Consider the following 19916-nt stretch of genomic DNA (forward strand, 5'->3'; position numbering starts at 1 on the left):
TCCCTCTTTCTTCCGGTCTTTTTCCGACTCGATGGCTTGTATGGCATTTTTCAGCAGATTGATGACCACTTGCGATATCAGGTTCTCGTCGGCATAGAGGATGAGGTCGTCTGATACGACATCGGTCCGGAAGTTGATGCGGGTGTCCGGGTAGAGGTGGCGGGCCAGCTTCACCATCCGTTCAACAAAGCCCTTGACGTAGAACAACGCAGGTTCGGGGGTGGGAATGCGGGTGAACTTCCGATACGAATCCACGAACGAGAGCAGTCCTTTTCCGGTGCTGCTGATGGTCTGCAATCCGTTTTTGATTTCCTCCGGAGCGTTCTCCTCTTCGGTCAGTTCTAACAGGGTATCGCTGAGGGAGGTTATCGGGGTGACGGAGTTCATGATTTCGTGTGTCAGTATGCGGATGAGCCTTATCCAGGAGTCTATCTCTTTTTCATCCAGCTCGTTGTTGATGTCGTTCAGAGCAAGGATGCGCAGATGCTCTTTGTGCACCGTGATGTCGCTGACGCGTATGGACAGGTTCACGGTGCCCCGTTCGTTGCAGAAGGGCGCCTGCATCTTTTCTCCCGGACGGCAGTTCGCCAGGAGTTGGGCCAGATGTGGGTCGATACGGTTCAATTGGCTGACGTGGGTGAAAACTTCCAGCCCCAGCAGGCGCATCGACTCGTTGTTTTTCTGATAAATGGCACCGCTATCGTTCAGAACGAGGATGCCGGTGTTCACACAATCAAGTATCAGTTCGTAATACTTCTCCTGTTGGGCGGTCTCGCTCTTCACGTTATACAATATATGGGCGACCCGGTTCAAGGAGCGGTTCACCAGGTTTGTGTCCGCCGCTTCGTCCGTCTCAGGAAAGTGGATGGAATAGTCGTTGTTTTCGATGGCATCGAGCATGAACAGCACTTTCCGCACATGGCGGTTGTACAGCCTCCATTGCCGGTAGAGGAGCAGGGGAAGCAGCGTGGTTGACAAGATTGCCCAAAACCGCGGATTGTCCCATCCTTGATGGGGTGTTCCCATGGCGACAAGTGCCCACATTGCTCCGGCAAAGAGTGCCGTCAACAGGCTGATGGCGGATTGGAAAAGATAGTTATAGCCCATACTTCTTCATTTTGTTATAGAGTGTCTGGCGGGTGATGCCTAACTGGGAGGCCACGGCGGAGAGGTTTCCGCTGCATGTGTCGAGCGCTTTCCGTATCATCAGCTTTTCCATCTCCTCGAGCGTGGATGCGGCGGCTTCGGGCGCGTTGTTGGCTTTCTGTGCCGGTTGAAACAGTTCGGCAGGCAGGGAGTCGGTGTCGCAGATGATGATGGCTTTCTCGATGGCGTGTTCCAGTTCGCGGATATTGCCGTACCACGGGTGGAGCGCCAGCCTCTTGCGGGCCTCTTCGGTCAGCCTGACGGGTGGTTTGTCATATTGCTTGCAGAAGCGGGCGATGAACCGCTCTGCCAGGGGGAGGATATCTTCCGGGCGTTCGCGCAGAGGCGGTATTTCCAGATGTATCGTGTTGATGCGGTACAGCAGGTCTTCGCGGAACTCCTCTTTTGCCACCATCTCCGGCAGGTTGCGGTTGGTGGCGCAGATGAGCCGGATGTCTATGGGAATCGGGGTGTTGCTGCCCACACGTACGATGCTGCGCCGCTGGATGGCGGTCAGCAGCTTGGCTTGCAGGTGGTAGGGCAGGTTGCCTATCTCGTCCAGAAAGAGGGTGCTGTGGGTGGCGGCTTCGAACTTGCCGGGGCGGTCGGCATGGGCATCGGTGAAAGAGCCTTTCACATGGCCGAACAGCTCGCTTTCGAAAAGGCTTTCGGTGATGGCGCCCATATCCACGCTTACAATCTCTTGTTTGTTGCGCAGGGAGAGGGCGTGTATTTCGCGTGCCAGCATCTCCTTTCCCGTACCGTTCTCGCCGGTGATGAGGACATTGGCATCGGTGCCGGCCACTTTCTCCACCAGCGCACGAAGCTGCCTCATGGCAGGACTGCTTCCCCAGTACATTCCGCGGCTGTCTGCCAGATTGTTTCCTTCCATGGATTTGACGATGGACGTAGAGTCGGAAGCGGATGCGGCATTCAGCAATGTTTCCACCAGTTTCCGGTTGTCCCATGGTTTCACCACGAAGTCGGTGGCTCCTTCCTTGATTCCCCGCACGGCAAGGTCGATGTCGGCGTATGCGGTAAACAGCACCACGGGCAGGTCGGGGCATTGCCGCTTTATTTCGTGCAACCAGTATAGCCCTTCGTTTCCTGTATTGATGCCTGCGGTGAAGTTCATGTCGAGCAGCACCACTTGCCACTTCTTTTCACGCAACGTGCCGGGTAGCGTTATGGGAGAGGGCAGGGTGACAATCTCTTTAAAATAGGGCTTCAGCAAGAGTCTCAAGGCGGTGAGTACGCCTCGATTATCATCGACAATCAGGATATTTCCGTTTCTGGAGGGCATAGACAAATTCTTTTTGCCGACAAAGTTAATGTTTTTTTTGATGGAAGCTCTGCAGAGTGGATAGATTTTATGGGCAAAGGACACGGAGAGGATCTCTTCTCTCTTCGAATGTAAAATGTTTTCCTTCCGCCTCCTGTGGCCGGTATGTGCCGGTGAAGAAAATGTCCTTTTCCATACTATCTCCCTGTCTTTCTTGTCTGCTTCCTGTCCTACCCCTACCAGGGCCTATTCGGCTTCGGACGTTCTTCGGACAAACTCCACTCCCTAGGACCGAAGAATGTCCGAAGAACGTCCGAAGAAACACCGAAGAAACTACGAAGCGGAAAAGGGGGTGACAAGATGCAGACAGGAAAGAGAAAAGGAAGCGGAATTTTGGTGAGAGAACGATGTTGTGTAAATATTTACGATTTATTGCTCACGCCAGATTGTCCGCGAACGTCTATCGCCCTTTCTTTAGGCACGGAATTCACAGATTTTTCTTTGCTTTATCCGTGAATTCCGCGTAACCCGTGCCTAAAATCATGGCACAATATAAACGGCGACAAGCTTTTCGGACAGCCTCCCGCTTCTTTCGTTTATTCCAATCCCCGGTTCTTCAATAGGGGGGTGATGCCCGGCTCTTTTCCACGGAAGTTCACATACATATCCATTGCGTCGTCGATGCCGCCCGGAGTAAGGATGTACTTGCGGAATTTGTCGGCTACCTCTTGGTTGAAGATGTCACCGGTCTCTTTATAGGCTTCGTATGCGTCGCAATCCAGGACTTCTGCCCAGATATAGCTGTAGTAGCCGGCTGTATATCCGCCACCCATGGTATGGTTGAAATAGGTGGTGCGGTAACGGGAGGGAATTTGTTTCAGCAATCCTCGTTTTCCCAAGGTCTCGGCTTCAAATTGCATGACATCCATATCGTCGGGAATCTCTTTCAGGACATGGAAATCCATATCGAGCAGGGAGGCGGCCAGATATTCGGCGGTAATGAAGCCTTGTCCGTATTTGCTGCTCTTATCCATTTTCTCAACCTGTTCGGTCGGAATGATTTCGCCGGTTTGATAATGTTTGGCATATACCTTCAACACTTCCGGTTCAAAAGTCCAGTGTTCGTCTATTTGCGACGGAAGTTCTACGAAATCGCGCGGAACGCCTGCCACGCCGTAATAGTGCACGTCTCTGAACAGATTGTGCAGCGCATGGCCGAATTCATGGAACAGGGTGTTTGCCTCGTCTGCACTGAGCAGGGCGGGTTGTCCGGCGGAAGGCTTGGTGAAATTGCACACGACGGTCACCACGGGAGCCACTTTCCGGCCCTCCTTATAGGTTTGCGAACGGTATGTTCCGCACCATGCGCCGCCTCGTTTGCTGGCACGCGGGAAGAAATCCATGTAGAGCACGCCAAGGTGCGAACCATCTTTGTCCTTGCACTCGAATGCTTGCGCGTCGGGATGGGGGAGGGGGATGTTCTCCAGTTGGTTAAAACGGATGCCATACAGCTTGTTGGCTACATGGAACATGCCGTCACGCACATTCTCCAGTTTCAGGTAAGGACGTATTTGGTTCTCGTCCTGGTTGAATTTGGCCTTTTTGGCACGGTCGGCATAGTAGCGCCAGTCCCAGCCCTCGGCGATGAAGTCTTTTCCATCCTTTTTTATTTCGGCTTGGATGTCCGCCAGCTCTTCTTTGGCTTTGGAGAGGGTGGGTGTCCAGATTTGATTCAGCAAGTTATAGACGGCATCGGGCGTTTTGGCCATACGCTCTTCCAGCACAAAGGAGGCGTAGTTGTCGTGCCCCATCAGCTTGGCTTTCTCCAGACGGGCTTTGAGCAATTTGCGCACCACCTCCTTGTTGTCGTTGGCGTTTCCGTTGTTGCCCCGGTTGATATATCCTTTGAAGATTTTCTCACGCAGGTCGCGGTTGTCCGCATATTGCAGGAAAGGCATGATGCTGGGATTGTGCAGCGTGAAAATCCACTTGCCCTCCATGCCTGCCTCCCGGGCCGCTTCGGCCGCACCGGCAATCAGGTTTTCGGGAAGTCCTGCCAAGTCTTCTTTTCGGTCGATGACCAATTGGAAGGCGTTGGTCTCTTTCAGCATATTCTGGCCGAAGGTGAGCTGCAGCATGGATATTTCGCTGTTCAGTTCGCGCAGTCTCTTTTGGCTTTCGGCATCCAGGTTGGCGCCTCCGCGGACAAAGTCCTTGTAAGTCTCTTCCAGCAGCTTCTTTTGTTCTTTGTCCAGGTCTCCCGGATTTTCATAGACGGCTTTGATACGGGCAAAAAGCTGCGGATTCAGGTTGATGTCGTCGCTGTGTTTCGACAATAGCGGAGAGAGCTCACGGCTCAGCGCGTCCAGTTCGTCGTTGGTGTTGGCGCTTTTCAGTCCGTAGAACACGGGGCTTACTTTGCGCAGCAGGGCGCCGCTTTGGTCCAGTGCGGCGATGGTGTTCTCAAAAGTGGCGGGCTCAGGGTTGTTCACGATGGCTTCCACCTCTTTTTGCTGTTCTTCCATACCTTGCAGGAAGGCGGGTTTGTAGTGCTCTGTCTGAATCAGGTCGAAAGGAGGCACTTGGAAGGGAGTGGTGTATTCCGTGAGGAACGGGTTTTCGTTGCCGGCCGCTTGTTTTCCTTGCGAACCGCAACCGCTTAAGAAGGCAACGGTACAGGTTGCCAAGAGCATGTGTTTCATAAAAATAGTTTTTTTAATTAGGTGATGGCACAAAGATAGTGTAAATTGAATACAGAACTTTTATGCTGGCATGAAAAAGTGATGTCGAGATGCGGCCTGTCTTACCAAAGATGCACGTAAAACTGTCTAATAATCATACATCTGTGTCTAATTTTTAGACACTCCTTAGAATGTTATGTTTTGTCAAATGATTGAATATGAACTATCTGCGTTTTTGGCACGGTTTCTGCATAGATCGTTGACGAGGGGGCAGCTGTCGATTCGTAAACTTGTTCCCTTGTCAACTGAAAAACGGGAAAACTAAAAAAACAGACGATATGAAACAGATTTATTACGTATTTCAGACTTTATTGCGGGGACGTGGCTCCAATGTCATCAAAGTCATCTCCTTGGGACTGGGGTTGACGATGAGCATCCTCTTGTTCTCGCGCGTGGCGTATGAGCAGAGTTTCGACACCTGCTTCAAGGATTACGACAACTTGTATCAGGCATGGTCGATGTTCACCGTCAATGGAGAGAAGTTCCCACCCCAGCAGCAGAACTGCGGCCCGTTGGCAGGCGCCATCCTCGAGAACTTTCCGGAAGAGGTGGAGGCGGCAACCAGCATCAGCACGTGGGCATTCTCTAATCCGCTTTATAATGGAAATGTGCCGCGGTACGGAAACAAGATTGCCGCCGACTCCCTCTTCTTTCGCACGATGGGCATCGAGGTGCTGAACGGAAATCCCGAGAAGGAACTGATGCAGCCCGATGTCGTTTTCCTGAGCGAAGGGCTTGCCCGGCGGATTTTCGGTGATGAGTCCCCCATAGGGAAGCGACTCAGCTACGACCACCAGATAGACCTGACGGTGAAAGGCACTTACGCCGACCTGCCGGACAATGCCACCATCCGCCCGGAAGCGGTGGTTTCCATGCCTACGGTGTGGAATCGCAATATGGGCAACTACTCGTGGCAAGGTGGCGACAGTTGGAAGGAGTACATCCGTTTCCGCCTGGGAGCCGACAAGGAGATGGTGAACAATCGCATCGATGCCATGATAGACAAATACCGTCCCGAAGAGGACAAGAAGACGTATGGTTATTCGGCCTTTGTGAAACCCATCCGCGACACCTACCGCGAAAGCGAGGACGTGAAGCGCATGCGCAACATCATGAGCATCTTAGGATTTGCCATTCTTTTTATTGCCGCGCTGAACTATGTGCTCATCTCCATTTCGTCGTTGAGCTACCGTGCCAAGTCGGTGGGAGTGCACAAGTGTAGCGGTGCCAGTAGCGGCGGGATATTCGGTATGTTCTTGCTGGAGACCGCTGTGGTGATTGTGGCGGCGTTGCTGCTGATGGTGTTGCTGATGATCAATTTTCGCGATGTGGTGGAAGATACCGTTGTGGCGAAGCTCTCCGTATTGTTGGCTCCCGAGCGCATTTGGGTGCCGGCGTTGGTGGTGCTGGTGCTCTTTCTGGTGGGAGGCGTGTTGCCGGGCAGGCTGTTTGCCCGCATTCCGGTGTCACAAGTGTTCCGCCGCTACACCGAGGGGAAGAAAGGCTGGAAACGTCCGCTGCTTTTCGTTCAGTTTGCCGGTGTGGCATTTATCTGCGGACTGATGTGCGTGGTAATGGCGCAATATCGCTACGTGCTCAATAAAGACATGGGCTATAATCCCGAACGGATGGCAGTGGGCGACCTCCGGCTTAAAGACCGGGAATCAAGGGATGCTGCCTTCCGGCTTTTCAAAAGCCTGCCCTACGTGGAAGCTGTTTCCAGCGCCTGCGGCACACCGATTGAAGGATACAGCGGTTCGATGATAAAAGACGAAAAAGGGCAGATGTTGTTCTCTGCTCGGAGCGATTACTATGTGCAGGAGGCTTTTCCCGCTATGATGGGCATGGTGATGAAAACGGGACGCATGGCACGGACACTGGACGAGGCGGTGGTCAACGAAACGTTTGCCGGCATGATGCACTGGGGCGATGAGGTAGTGGGGCGTACGGTTCATGCCGACGGCGCGGTATTGAAAGTGACGGGACTGCTGAAAGACTTCCAGATAGAGAGCTTCACAGCCGAGAAGATGCCTTATATTGGCCGCGGTAATGATGCCTTTTACGGTATGGTGCATGTTCGCCTGAAAGAGCCTTTCAGCGAGAACCTGCAGAAGTTGAATGCCATGGCGACGGAATCGTTTACCGACCGGACCATTGAATTTACCGGTTACGAGAATATTATCGAAAAGTGCTACAATTCCGTTCGCGTCTTCCGCAATGCCACGCTGATGGCGGCACTGACCATGTTCTTCGTCATGCTGATGGGACTCATCGGCTACATCACCGACGAGGTGCGCCGCCGCTCCAAGGAGATTGCCATCCGCAAGGTGAACGGGGCGGAAGCCGGCATGATACTGGAACTGCTCTCGCGCGACGTGCTCTACGTGGCGGCTCCGGCGGTGCTCCTTGGCACCGTGGCCTCCTGGTACGTCAACGACCTCTGGATGGACCAGTTCGCCGAACGGATACCGATGAGCTGGAGTATCTATCTGCTGATAGCGATAGCCAATCTGGCGGTCATCGTGGGGTGCGTAGTATGGAAGTCGTGGCGGATAGCGAACGAGAATCCGGTGAATAGCATCAAGAGCGAATAATTATAAAAGAAATAATAAAACTAATAAACTCAAAACATAATGATTGAAATCAACAACATCAGCAAAGTGTTCCGTACATCGGAAGTAGAGACCGTAGCCTTGAACCACGTAAACCTCGAAGTGAAGGAGGGAGAATTTGTAGCCATCATGGGACCGTCCGGTTGCGGCAAGTCCACCCTGTTGAATATCCTTGGCCTTTTGGACAATCCTACGGAGGGCAGTTACAAACTCCTTGGCCAGGAAGTGGCCGACCTGAAGGAGAAAGACCGTACCCGGGTGCGCAAAGGCAAACTGGGTTTCGTGTTCCAGAGTTTTAACCTGATAGACGAACTGAACGTCTTCGAGAACGTGGAGCTGCCCCTGACCTACCTCGGCGTGAAGGCAAGCGAACGCAAGCGCAGGGTGGAAGAGATTCTGAAACGGATGAACATCAGCCACCGCGCCAAGCACTTCCCGCAGCAACTCTCCGGCGGTCAGCAGCAGCGTGTGGCCATCGCCCGCGCCGTGGTGACCGACCCGAAGCTGATACTGGCCGACGAACCTACCGGTAACCTGGACTCCAAAAACGGCGCCGAGGTGATGAACCTGCTGACCGAACTGAACCGGGAGGGCACCACCATCATCATGGTGACCCACAGCCAGCACGATGCCTCGTTCGCCCACCGCACGGTGCATCTGTTCGACGGTAGCATCGTGGCAAATGTGGTGGCGATGTGAGGCGATCATTCTTTTTAACTTCTTGTATATGAAATATATCTACTATACATTACAGTCGCTGCTGCACGGACGCAGTGCCAATGTCATCAAGATTATTTCCCTGGCATTGGGGTTGCTGATGTCCGTATTCCTCTTTGCGCGGATAGCCTTTGAACTGAGTTTCGATAACTTCTATAAGGATGCCGACCGGCTGTATGTCGTGCAAACCAGCTGGGTGAAGGATGGGGAGGTAGTGGCGGACTATAACCGCTTTACCCTTGTCCCCATTCCGGCAACCATTGCCGAGGAGTTTCCCGAACAGGTGGAGGGAAGCACGGTGAGCTGCTCGCTGTTTGGCGATGCCTTATGGCTGGGAGAGGAAAAGCATGAGTTGCCGGTGGTCATGGCAGATACGCTTTACTTCTCCGTGCTTGGTCTGGAGATGGTGGAAGGCAATCCGCAGGATTTGGCAGGGCCGGATGTTGTGTTCCTCTCCGCAAAATCCGCGCGCGAGGTGTTTGGTGGCGAGAATCCTGTCGGCAAGACGCTGCAATACGATTTCTTCGGTGAAAAGGTACCCATGCTGGTGAAGGGCATCTTTGCCGATGTGCCGCTGAATTCCTCGCTGCAGAAGCGGCCGGAAGCCGTTGTATCTTTCCCGAGCATCCGGCGGCATACGCAGTGGCGGCAGGGATGGCAGAGCGGCGGCAACTACGACGGCTTCCTGCGCCTGCGCAGCCCGAAGGATGCCGAATGGCTGAATGAACGGATTTCTGCTGTCATAGCCCGTCACATTCCGGCGGATTTTGCGTATGAATTGAGGGGGCAGGTAGCCCCTATCCGCAGCCAGCATCTCGATGACTCTCAGGTGCGGAAGATGGTCTGGGTCATGTTCTTCCTGGGCATTGTGCTGCTGTTCACCACCACGCTGAACTACGTGCTTATCTCGGTAGCCTCGCTGACGCGGCGTGCCAAGGCGATAGGTGTGCACAAGTGCAGCGGCGCTTCGGGTGGAAGCATCTTCTCCATGTTCATGGTGGAGACGGCGGTGGTGACGGGCATCGCGTTGCTGCTCATCGGTGTGCTGGTCTATCTCTTCCGCGACAAGATGGAGGAGCTGGCGGCTGTGCCGTTGGCGGTGCTCTTCGGCTGGCAGAACCTTTGGGCGCCGCTGGCGGTGGTGGTGTTGCTGCTTCTGTTGGGAGGCGGCCTGCCTGCCCTGCTGTTTGCGCGTATTCCGGTGACGCAGGTTTTCCGCCGCTACACTTCCGGGCGGCGCGGCTGGAAACGGGTGTTGCTGTTCGTGCAGTTCATCGGGGCGGCATTCATACTGGGGATGCTGCTGACGGTGGCTTCGCAATACCACTATGTGACCGCGCGCGACCGTGGCTGGCGGCCGGAACGGGTGGCCTATCTCTATCAGACTGAGGTGGACAACGAACATCTGAAGAGCGCGCTTCGCGGTCAGCCCTATGTAGAAGATGTGGCTTCGACCCGGAATTCCCTTCTGTGGTTCGGAAAGAATCGTCCGGTACTGGATAATCAGGGCAATGAGATGTTCTATCCTCGCAACGGGTGGTTTAATACAGATTTCCTTCCCTTCATCGGATTGAAACTGAAAGAGGGGCATAACCTTACGGGCGAAGGGCAGTTGTTGGTCAACAGTGCCTTCTGCGAAAAGATGCAATGGACGGACAGCCCGATAGGCAAGCAGGTGAACGGTTGTGGCACGGTAGTGGGGTTGCTTGCCAGCTTCAGCTTCCCGAATTTGCCCAACGACGAAGAGCCGGTGATGATGGAGTGGGCGGGAACAGCCGGTCCCCACCTGTATGTTCGCCTGAAGGAACCTTTTGAAGAGAACCTGGCACGCCTGAACGAGGAGATGCAGCGGATGTATCCGCAGAAAGAGTTCCTGTTCAGTTCGCTGGAACAGGAGATGCGCAGTTACTCGGAGTCGGTTCGCGTGTTCCGCGATGTCACGTTGTTGGTTTCGCTGACTATCCTGTTCATTGTCCTCATGGGGCTGGTGGGCTATGTGAACGACGAGGTGTGTCTGCGCTCCAAGGAGATTGCCATCCGCAAGGTGAACGGGGCGGAGACGCGGAGCATCCTGTGGCTGCTGTCGGGCGATGTGCTGTGGCTGGCGGTGCCGTCGGTGGCGGCGGGCATGTTCGGGGCGTATAAGGCCGGAGTGATGTGGGTCAGCCAGTTCCGCGACATGGTGCCGCTGTCGGTGGCAGGATATGCCTGTGTAGGTGTGCTGTTGCTACTGTTCATTGTGGGTAGCGTGTGGGTGAAGTCGTGGCGCATCGCCAACGAGAATCCGGTGAAGAGCATCCAGAGCGAATAAGAATGCCGTGCGGCCCATCCGTTTAAAACCTCGTATTTTTTGAGTGAAAACATAGTCGCTTTTAGGTGAAAACATAGCCGCTTTTGAATGAAAACATGCCCGCTTTTAATTTGCCTCCTCTCTTGAAAGAAAGAGCAGGAGGCAAATCTTTTATACGGGTAGGGCGTAAAACTTCTATGTTTGCTTCGGGTAAATATCATTCTTTCATTTTGATAGAATGCAATTATATCTTTATCTTTGTGGCAAATATGGAAAGGTATGGCAAAAATAACAGAATATCACCGGCAGGTGACCGCACAGAAGTTGGCTTCCGTAGCATTCTGGCAGAAGCATCCGATGTCTCACGAGGAGTATGTGAAGCAATTTGCCGGACTCTGTCTCCCCGCTTTTCTAAAGAAGAAAAACAAACTGAGCTTTGTTGCAAAATTTTGATAATCAAAAACAATCTAATAACCTTTTTATGAAACTACTATCTACCGTTACGATTTTGGGCCTGGTTCTGGCGCAAGGCGCCGCCGCCCAATCCAACTACGAGAAAGACCCCGAAAGCTGCACAAGCATCATGGTGGGCAAGAAGGCCACCACCGACGGGTCGGTCATCACCAGTCATACGTGCGACAGCTGGTATCGCACCTGGGTGAACATGGTTCCTGCCGAAAGCTACGAGCGCGACACCGTGATGAACATCTACGACGGCCGCATGCACACAGAGTTTGTGGCCGATCAGACTAAAATGACCGTCAAGGGGCAGATTCCGCAAGCACGCCACACGTATGCTTTTCTGGACACCTCTTACCCCTGCGTCAACGAGAAGCAGCTGGGCATTGGCGAGACCACCATCAGCGGACGCCGGGAACTGGTGAATCCCAAAGGGATGTTCATGATTGAAGAGCTGGAACGGGTGGCCCTGCAACGCTGCACCACCGCCCGCGAAGCCATCCGGCTGATGGGCGAACTCATCAAGAAGTACGGTTATGCCGATAGCGGCGAGTGCCTGACCATTGCCGACCCTAATGAGGTGTGGCACTTCGAGGTGTTCGGAGAGGGGAAAGAGAACATTGGCGGCGTGTGGGCGGCAGTCCGCATTCCGGACGATCACGTGGGTGTATCGGCCAACATCTCGCGCATCGGTACCCTCAACCTGAAGGACAAAGACCACTACATGGCTTCCGACAACGTGTTTGACGTGGCGAAGAAGCTGGGCTACTGGGACGGGAAAGAACCCTTCAAGTTCTGGAAAGCCTATAGTGGCAAAAACTATTTTGGCGAAGAGAAGTCGTACAGCGTCCGCGAGTTCTTCGTACTGAACAAGCTGGCTCCCTCACTGAACCTGAGCAACGAGGCCGAGGAGCTGCCCATCAGTGTGAAACCCGACAAACAGGTCTCTGTGACAGACGTGATGGCCTTGCTCCGCGAGACCTACGAAGGCACGGAGCTGGATATCACCCGAAACCTGAAAATTGCCGTAAAAGACCGGAAGACCGGCGTGGTGGACACCATCATCAGCCCGAAGGCGAACCCCTGGATGCGGCCGGACGAAATCAAGATGCTGAACAGCATCAAGGAGGGAGCTGCCCCGTCGGTTCGCAACATCTCCGTGCCGCAATGCGCTTACTCCACCGTCATCCAATTGCGCAGCTGGTTGCCCGATGCCGTAGGCGGTGTGGTATGGTTCTCGATGGACAATCCCGGACAGAGTCCGCGCGTCCCTGTGTTCTGCGGTGTGACCGACCTGCCTGCTCTGTATAAAATTTGCGGCAACCACCGCTACCGCGACGATGCCGCCCTATGGCACTACCGTCGCGCCAACAAGCTGGCTGCCGTGCGCTGGGGCACCGCCCGCAAGGTGATGGAGAAGAATATCCGCCACTTCGAAGAGAAGGGACAGCGCGAACTTCCGTTTGTGGAAGCGCAATACAAGGATATCCTCGGTTCGGAAGGAGAAGAGGCCGCCCGCGCTTACCTCACCGGCTATACGGCCGACTTCATCGGCGCCACCATCCTCCGCTGGGACGAGATGGCGAACCAATACTGGATTGAGTCACGGTTCGGGTTCTAAGAAGAAGTGGAGGGAGTTATTGGGAGTTATTGGCCGATACTTCTCCTTGTGCAAGCAAGGCTATTGGTTTTTAACTCCCGATAACTCCTTTTTGACTAAAATAAAAACAAATAAATCATCATGCAAACAAAATCAATCACACTGGCCGCATTGCTGTGTTGCGCATCTGCGTTGTATGCGCAAGAAAGCGGCTATCAATTTACTACCGTTGTGTCGCAAAAGGCGACTCCTGTCAAGAACCAGGCATCTACCGGAACATGCTGGTGTTTTGCCACCACGTCGTTCATGGAGTCCGAACTGCTCCGTATGGGCAAGGGAGAATACGACCTTTCAGAGATGTTTATTGTACGCCAGAAGTATCTGAATCAGTTGGATGACAACTACTTCCGTGGAGGTAGAGGCAACGTGGGGCAAGGAAGCCTCTCGCACACTTGGAAGAACGCGTTCAAGCAAGTGGGCATCGTGCCCGAAGAGGTCTATCACGGCATCAATTACGAATCGGAGAAGCATAACCACCGCGAAATGGCAAGCTATATCCAGGCTTTGGGCAGCACGGCGGTGAAGTTGAAACACCGCAGTCCGGAGTATTACAAGCTGGTGAACAACCTCTTTGACACTTATTTGGGACAGCTTCCCGAGAAGTTCACTTACAAGGGTAAGGAATACACCCCGCAGACATTTGCTAACAGCCTTGGGCTGAATATGGACGACTACGTGGAGCTGACCAGTTTCACCCACAAGCCCTATTATCAGAAGTTCGCTCCGCAAGTGCCCGACAACTGGGAACACGAACTGATGTACAACCTCCCGCTGGACGAGCTGATGGAAGTGGCAGACTATGCCCTGAACCACGGATTCACCATCTGCTGGGACGGTGATGTCAGCGAAAAGGGATTCTCCTTCAAGAACGGCGTAGCCATCAATCCCGCAGTGAAGAAGATGGAAGACCTTTCCGGTTCCGACCGTGCCCGCTTTGAGAAACTGAACGCGCAAGAACAGAAGGAGATGCTGGAAGAAGCCTACAAGTTCGAGAAACCCTGCGCCGAAGTGGAGGTAACTCCCGAAGTACGTCAAGAGGGATACGAAGCATTTGTTACCACCGATGACCACCTGATGCACATCACCGGCATTGTCAAAGACCAGAACGGCACCAAATATTATATCACCAAAAACTCTTGGGGGACGGAACGCAATGCGTTTGGCGGCTACCTGAATATGTCCGAAAGCTATGTCCGTGCCAAGACCATCTATTACATGGTGCACAAGGATGCAATTCCGGCGGCCATCAAACAGAAATTGGGAATCAAGTAATTATTCATTCTTAAACACAGTAAGTTCCGCATATCTTCGATCTGCTTTCAGTAAACAAGTTGACAAGTTAACAAGGCTACGAGGAGTGATTAAATTTTCCTCCTGCATCTTATTCATAAAACAGGCAAACAGGAGGGCCTCGTACACTTATTCACTGAATCCTTGTCAACTTGTCAACTATAAGAGAGCCTTGTACACTTGTTTATTTGCTCACTGAAAGCAGGTTCTTGAATTTGCGAAACTTGAATAAAACATTTATTTTATGATAAAGAAAAGCTTATTTGTGGTCGCCTTGGGCTTATGCTGCCTTGGAACTCCCGGCTCATACGCACAACGCATCCCCACCTTGGAGGAAGCTGTCTATGGAGGGCTGATTCATACCGAAGGCGGAAGCAACGTCAGTTGGCTGAAGGATGGAGAACGTTACTCCAAGATAGAGAAGAATGCCGACGGCGCGTATGAAGTCACTGCCTATCGGGCGAAGGACAACTCAAAAGAGGTGCTTATCCCTGCCGATTTGCTCGTAAACCCGCAGACTGGAAAGCCGATTCGCGTGCGTAACTTCAAGTTCTGTGAGGACAATTCCAAAGTATTGATTTATACCAATACCCGCCGCGTATGGCGCTACGACACTCGTGGCGATTATTGGGTGCTCTCCTTGAAGGACGGCAAACTGCAACAATTGGGCAAAAACCTGCCGGAAGCCACGCTGATGTTCGCCAAATTCTCGCCGGATGCCGACCGTGTGGCATACGTCTCACAGAACAACATCTATGTGGAGCATCTGGCTGATAGCACCATCAACCAGATTACCAAGGACGGAAACGATGAGATTGTCAATGGTACGTTCGACTGGGTATATGAGGAGGAGTTTGGCTGCCGCGACGGTTTCCGCTGGAGCCCCGACGGGAAGTATATCGCCTATTGGCAGAGCGACACTAAGGGTACGGGATGGTTTGACATTATCAACAATGTAGATTCTCTCTATCCCCAAGTGCAACGTTTCCCTTATCCCAAAGCCGGTACCGCGAATTCGGCGGTGAAAGTGGGCTATGTGTCTGCCGATGGCGGAAACACTACGTGGATAGACCTGCCCGGTGACCCGCGCGACAACTACATTCCCCGCATGGAGTTCATCCCTGGCTGCAACGAATTGTTCATCCAGCAAATGAACCGCCCCCAGAATACCAACAAGGTATGGATTGCCAAAATAGGCGAGAACAAGGCTGACAACATCTTTACTGACAAAGATGCCGCCTGGCTGGAGACGAACGACAACGTGCGTTGGCTGAAAGGCAACAAATACTTCACTTGGGAAAGCGAACGCGACGGATGGCGCCACCTCTACCGCATCAGCCGCGATGGCAAGGAGATTGTTCCTGTCACCCAAGGTGATTTCGACTACATCGAGGAGGTGGGTGCAGACATGGCGAAAGGACTGATTTATTTCATCGCCTCTCCCGACAACTACACACAACGCTACTTGTATCAAGCACGCTTGTTCGGCAACGGAGAGGTGAAACGCCTCAGTCCGGCAGATCAGAGCGGACAGCACCGCTACGTCATGTCGCCGTCGGGCAAGTGGGCGGTACATACGTTCAGCAATTCGGAGACGCCTCCCGTCATCGACATGGTGTCGTTCCCTGCCCACAAGAGCATACGCCTGATTACCGATAACGCCAAGGCGAAAGAGGAATACAAGGCATTGGGATTACAGCCCAAAGAGTTTGTAAAAGTCCGTTCGGGAGCGCTCGATTTGGATGCATGGATGATTAAGCCCGTTAACTTCGACCCGAACAAGAAGTATCCTGTCATCATCGACGTATATGGCGAACCTGCTAACGCCACCGTGCAGGATGTATGGTCCGGCGGAAGCCTGTGGCACCAGTACATGGCAAACTTGGGCTATATCGTGGTCAGTATCGAGAACCGGGGTGCCAAAGCTCCTCGCGGACGCGAATGGCGCAAGTGCATCTACGGCGAAGTGGGCACCTTTGCCAGTGAAGACCAGGCAAGAGGCATTCAGGACTTGGCACGTCAATACTCCTTCATCGATACCTCCCGTATCGGCATCACCGGCTGGAGTGGTGGAGGCAGCCAGACGCTGAACAGCATGTTCCGCTATCCCGATGTGTTCCACACAGGCATCGCCATTGCTTTCGTTGCTGACCAACGCCTGTACGACACCATCTATCAGGAACGCTACATGAATACGCCACAGAACAATCCGGAAGGCTATCGCAAGGGTTCTCCTATTACCTATGTCGAGGGCCTGAAAGGCAATCTGCTGCTGATTCACGGCACGGGCGATGATAACGTACACTACCAGAGTTGCGAAATGCTTGTCAACGAACTGGTGCGTTGCGGCAAAATCTTCTCGCAGATTTCTTACCCGATGCGTTCGCATGGAATCTACGAGCGTGAAGGAACCAGCTTGCACCTGCGGAAGACCATGGCAGACTACTGGTTGAAGAACCTGCCTGCAGGAGGGAGATAACTCCTTAAAAAATACACACAATGAATACTACAAAAACAATAGCCGCCCTCTTCGATTTTGACGGAGTGGTCATAGATACAGAGACACAGTACAGCCGGTTCTGGCATCAGATGGGCGTGGAATATCTGGGCATGGATGATATGGAAGGCCGGGTGAAAGGCCAGACTTTGGAGAATATCTATCATTGTTTCTTCCCGGGCAGACCGGAGGTGCAGGATGAAATCACCGGACGCTTGAACCGCTTTGAACAATCGATGACTTTTGACTATATCTCCGGAGCGGTGGATTTCATAGCCGATTTGCGCCGCCACGGCATGAAGACAGCCATTGTCACCAGTTCCAATGAGATGAAGATGGCGGCGGTCTATCGCGTTCATCCCGAAATCAGGGAAATGTTCGACCGCATCCTGACCGCTGAGATGTTTCCGGCCTCCAAACCTGCTCCCGATTGCTTTTTGATTGGGATGGAAGCATTCGGTACCACCCCCGACACCACGTATGTGTTTGAGGATTCCTTCAACGGACTGAAAGCAGGAATGGCTTCCGGCGCTACCGTCATCGGCCTGGCGACAACCAACCGGCGCGAAGAAATTGCACCGTTATGCCACTATATATGGGATGATTTTACCGAATCGACCTACGATAAATTGATTCAATTGCACAAGTAATCAGAAAAAGGATTACCTTTGCAGCCGAAAAACCAAAGCCTCGCTTCCGGCTTCCTCTTCTGAATAGGGGAGCAAGCCGGAAATGGGGCTTTCAAAATTTAAACTAAAATGGCTGGATATATTTCAGATGACAATCGAAAAGTGACTACGCATCGCCTCATAGAGATGAAACAGAGAGGCGAGAAGATATCAATGTTGACATCCTACGACTATACCATGGCGCAGATTGTGGATGGTGCCGGCGTAGATGTGATTCTGGTTGGTGACTCAGCTTCCAATGTAATGGCGGGAAACGTGACTACCCTTCCCATTACGCTGGATCAGATGATTTATCACGGCAAGTCGGTGGTACGTGGTGTAAAGCGTGCTATGGTCATTGTCGATATGCCTTTCGGCTCCTATCAAGGCAATGAACTGGAGGGATTGGCTTCCGCCATCCGCATTATGAAGGAAAGCCATGCGGATGCCTTGAAACTGGAAGGTGGTGAGGAAATCATCGGTACAGTGAAGCGCATCCTTAGCGCAGGTATTCCCGTGATGGGACATTTGGGGCTGATGCCGCAATCTATAAATAAATATGGTACCTATACCGTGCGTGCCAAAGATGAAGCCGAAGCCGACAAGCTGGTACGCGATGCTCATTTATTGGAAGAAGCGGGTTGCTTCGGGCTGGTATTGGAGAAGATTCCTGCTGTGTTGGCGGCACGGGTGGCAAGTGAGCTTACCATTCCGGTTATCGGCATCGGTGCCGGTGGCGATGTGGACGGCCAGGTGCTGGTAGCTCAGGACATGTTGGGTATGAACAACGGATTCCGTCCCCGCTTCCTGCGTCGTTATGCCGACCTGCATACAATTATGACGGATGCAATCAGCAGATATGTGTCTGATGTGAAGAACTTAGACTTTCCGAATGAAAAAGAACGCTACTAACAACTTAATGACATTGAATTTCTGGCGGATGTGTATAGCCAACTTGTTGCTATACTTGTCTGTCTATATGCTTTTCCCATTATTCCCTTTTTTTATGGAGCGGCAGGCGGGCATTTCCATGGAGCAGGCGGGCGGAGTATTTCTGCTGTTTGCAGCGGCGATGTTTGCTGTGGGGCCTTTTCATGCTTATCTGGTTGATGCATATAAGCGAAAGCATATCTATCTTTATTCCATGTTTATCATGCTGGCGGCTGTATGGGGGTATGCCTTTGCTGATAGCTATACGCAGTATCTGCTGCTTGCATTGTTGCAGGGTGCCTGTTTCGGACTGGCGACTACGGCAGGCATTACGGTAGCCATTGACATTACTACTTCCGCACGTCGCAGTGCCGGTAATATGGTATATGCTTGGATGGGACGTCTGGGTATGCTGGTGGGAGCGATGCTAGGGATTTGGTTATACAAAATAGATGGCTTCCGTATGGTGATTTATCTTTCCGTGGCAGTGGGTTTGCTTAGTATGTGGTTTGTCTCAAGGGTCTATGTGGCTTTTCGTGCCCCGATGGGGATGGCGTTGTGTAATGCAGACCGGTTTTTGCTGCCACGTGCATGGCTTCCTGCCGTCAATATGTTGCTGATTACGTTTGTACCGGGACTTTTGTTGCCGCTAATGTTTACAGGCTGTTATTGGACGTTGGCGGCATTGACTGTATGGATATTGATAACGGTTCCCTGCATCCGCATGTTTGTCAAGTTGTCACATCATTGCCAGCGGGGGACGGCCAATACCACTTGCCACTTGGCAATGGAGGCAGGTTTGTTGATAGGTGCCGCAACGGCGTGCCAACTGATGGATAAGGTGCAGATTTATCGCATCGGTTTGGTTGCCGCTGTACTTGCCGTCCTGTTTTTTATATTGCTGACCTACCCTTATTATAAGAGGAAACGGGTGAGATAAGGAAGAAAGATAATCAATCCTGCGATAGCCGCCGCAACAGCGCATACCAGCACTGCTCCGGCGGCTATGTCTTTTACCTGCCCGGCAAGGGGATGGTGTCCGGGGGACACTAAATCAACCAGTTTCTCGATGGCCGTATTGAACAATTCGGCGGCTATCACCACTCCGATGCAGAGAAGCATAATCATCCATTCTGTCTGGTTGATGCCGAAAACGAATCCGGCAATCACCACGGCGACAGTAGCGATAAGGTGGAAACTCAAGTTCTGTTCTTTTCCTACACAGCAACGGATGCCTTTCCAGGCATAGCCGAAGCTTCGAATCTGTTTCTTGAAATCGTATTGCATATTAAAGTTTTTAGAGGGTTATCGAGAGTTAGAGGGAGTTATTCGGGAGTTAGAAGCCGATCTCTACTAATCATTTATTACTAATTATTAATTCAAGTTTCGCAAGTTCTTGAACTTGCTTTCAGTGAACGAGCAAACAAGTGTACAAGGTCCTCCTGTCTGTTTCGCGAACAAGATGCAGACCGAAAGTTCGGTCGCTTCTCCTCATAGTCTTGTTGACTTGTATCCTGACAGCATATCAGAGATATGTGAAACTTAAGTTATTAATAAAACTATTGGCTTTTAACTCCTAAGCCGACTTGTCGGCTGATAACTCCTTCTAACTCCCGATAACTCC

General features: G+C 52.4%; 14 protein-coding genes. 10 read left to right on the forward strand and 4 right to left on the reverse strand.

Annotated features, from left to right (window positions below):
* From K2G43_RS12015 to K2G43_RS12025, 3 genes are all read right to left on the reverse strand, one after another.
* The coding region (locus K2G43_RS12015; RefSeq protein WP_300155526.1) for an ATP-binding protein at window positions 1-1107 on the reverse strand (1107 nt) is incomplete at its 3' end.
* The gene (locus tag K2G43_RS12020) at window positions 1097-2449 is read right to left on the reverse strand and encodes a sigma-54 dependent transcriptional regulator (RefSeq protein ID WP_300155529.1); all 1353 of its coding nucleotides are present in this window, start codon (window positions 2447-2449) and stop codon (window positions 1097-1099) included. The genes K2G43_RS12015 and K2G43_RS12020, both read right to left, overlap by 11 nt.
* Window positions 2450-3024: 575 nt before the next feature.
* Window positions 3025-5130, reverse strand: a complete 2106-nt coding sequence (locus K2G43_RS12025; RefSeq protein WP_300155532.1) for a M3 family metallopeptidase — start codon at window positions 5128-5130, stop codon at window positions 3025-3027.
* Between the two features lie 317 nt (window positions 5131-5447).
* Between K2G43_RS12025 and K2G43_RS12030 the strand changes: the two genes are divergently transcribed.
* The 10 genes from K2G43_RS12030 (at window position 5448) to K2G43_RS12075 (ending at window position 19232) form a co-directional block, all read left to right on the forward strand.
* Window positions 5448-7763: an FtsX-like permease family protein gene (locus K2G43_RS12030; protein WP_300155535.1), complete on the forward strand. Its 2316-nt coding sequence runs from the start codon at window positions 5448-5450 to the stop codon at window positions 7761-7763.
* A 39-nt stretch (window positions 7764-7802) separates the two neighbouring features.
* Complete coding sequence (locus K2G43_RS12035) at window positions 7803-8480, forward strand: ABC transporter ATP-binding protein (protein ID WP_300155538.1); 678 nt, start codon at window positions 7803-7805, stop codon at window positions 8478-8480.
* A 28-nt stretch (window positions 8481-8508) separates the two neighbouring features.
* Window positions 8509-10809, forward strand: a complete 2301-nt coding sequence (locus K2G43_RS12040) for an FtsX-like permease family protein (RefSeq protein ID WP_300155541.1) — start codon at window positions 8509-8511, stop codon at window positions 10807-10809.
* Window positions 10810-11067: 258 nt separating this feature from the next.
* On the forward strand, window positions 11068-11241 hold the full coding sequence (locus tag K2G43_RS12045) for a hypothetical protein (RefSeq protein WP_300155545.1): 174 nt from the start codon (window positions 11068-11070) through the stop codon (window positions 11239-11241).
* A 28-nt stretch (window positions 11242-11269) separates the two neighbouring features.
* A complete protein-coding gene (locus K2G43_RS12050) occupies window positions 11270-12868 on the forward strand; it encodes a C69 family dipeptidase (RefSeq protein ID WP_297643860.1) in 1599 nt (532 codons plus the stop codon).
* A 120-nt stretch (window positions 12869-12988) separates the two neighbouring features.
* The gene (locus K2G43_RS12055; protein WP_297643862.1) at window positions 12989-14179 is read left to right on the forward strand and encodes a C1 family peptidase; all 1191 of its coding nucleotides are present in this window, start codon (window positions 12989-12991) and stop codon (window positions 14177-14179) included.
* A gap of 262 nt (window positions 14180-14441) precedes the next feature.
* Window positions 14442-16676, forward strand: a complete 2235-nt coding sequence (locus tag K2G43_RS12060) for a S9 family peptidase (RefSeq protein WP_300155550.1) — start codon at window positions 14442-14444, stop codon at window positions 16674-16676.
* A 20-nt stretch (window positions 16677-16696) separates the two neighbouring features.
* Window positions 16697-17344, forward strand: a complete 648-nt coding sequence (locus K2G43_RS12065; protein ID WP_297643864.1) for an HAD family phosphatase — start codon at window positions 16697-16699, stop codon at window positions 17342-17344.
* A 108-nt stretch (window positions 17345-17452) separates the two neighbouring features.
* Window positions 17453-18274: a 3-methyl-2-oxobutanoate hydroxymethyltransferase gene (gene panB, locus K2G43_RS12070; protein WP_297643865.1), complete on the forward strand. Its 822-nt coding sequence runs from the start codon at window positions 17453-17455 to the stop codon at window positions 18272-18274.
* Window positions 18275-18281: 7 nt separating this feature from the next.
* Window positions 18282-19232 (forward strand): MFS transporter, encoded by a 951-nt coding sequence (locus K2G43_RS12075; protein WP_300155555.1) that lies wholly within the window; start codon window positions 18282-18284, stop codon window positions 19230-19232.
* Here the strand turns inward: K2G43_RS12075 and K2G43_RS12080 are convergent.
* Window positions 19208-19579, reverse strand: a complete 372-nt coding sequence (locus K2G43_RS12080; RefSeq protein ID WP_297643868.1) for a diacylglycerol kinase family protein — start codon at window positions 19577-19579, stop codon at window positions 19208-19210. The two genes, K2G43_RS12075 and K2G43_RS12080, sit on opposite strands and share 25 nt — an antisense overlap.
* Between the last annotated feature and the right edge of the window lie 337 nt (window positions 19580-19916).

It is taken from the genome of Bacteroides sp., assembly GCF_029057325.1.
Classification (GTDB): domain Bacteria; phylum Bacteroidota; class Bacteroidia; order Bacteroidales; family Bacteroidaceae; genus Bacteroides.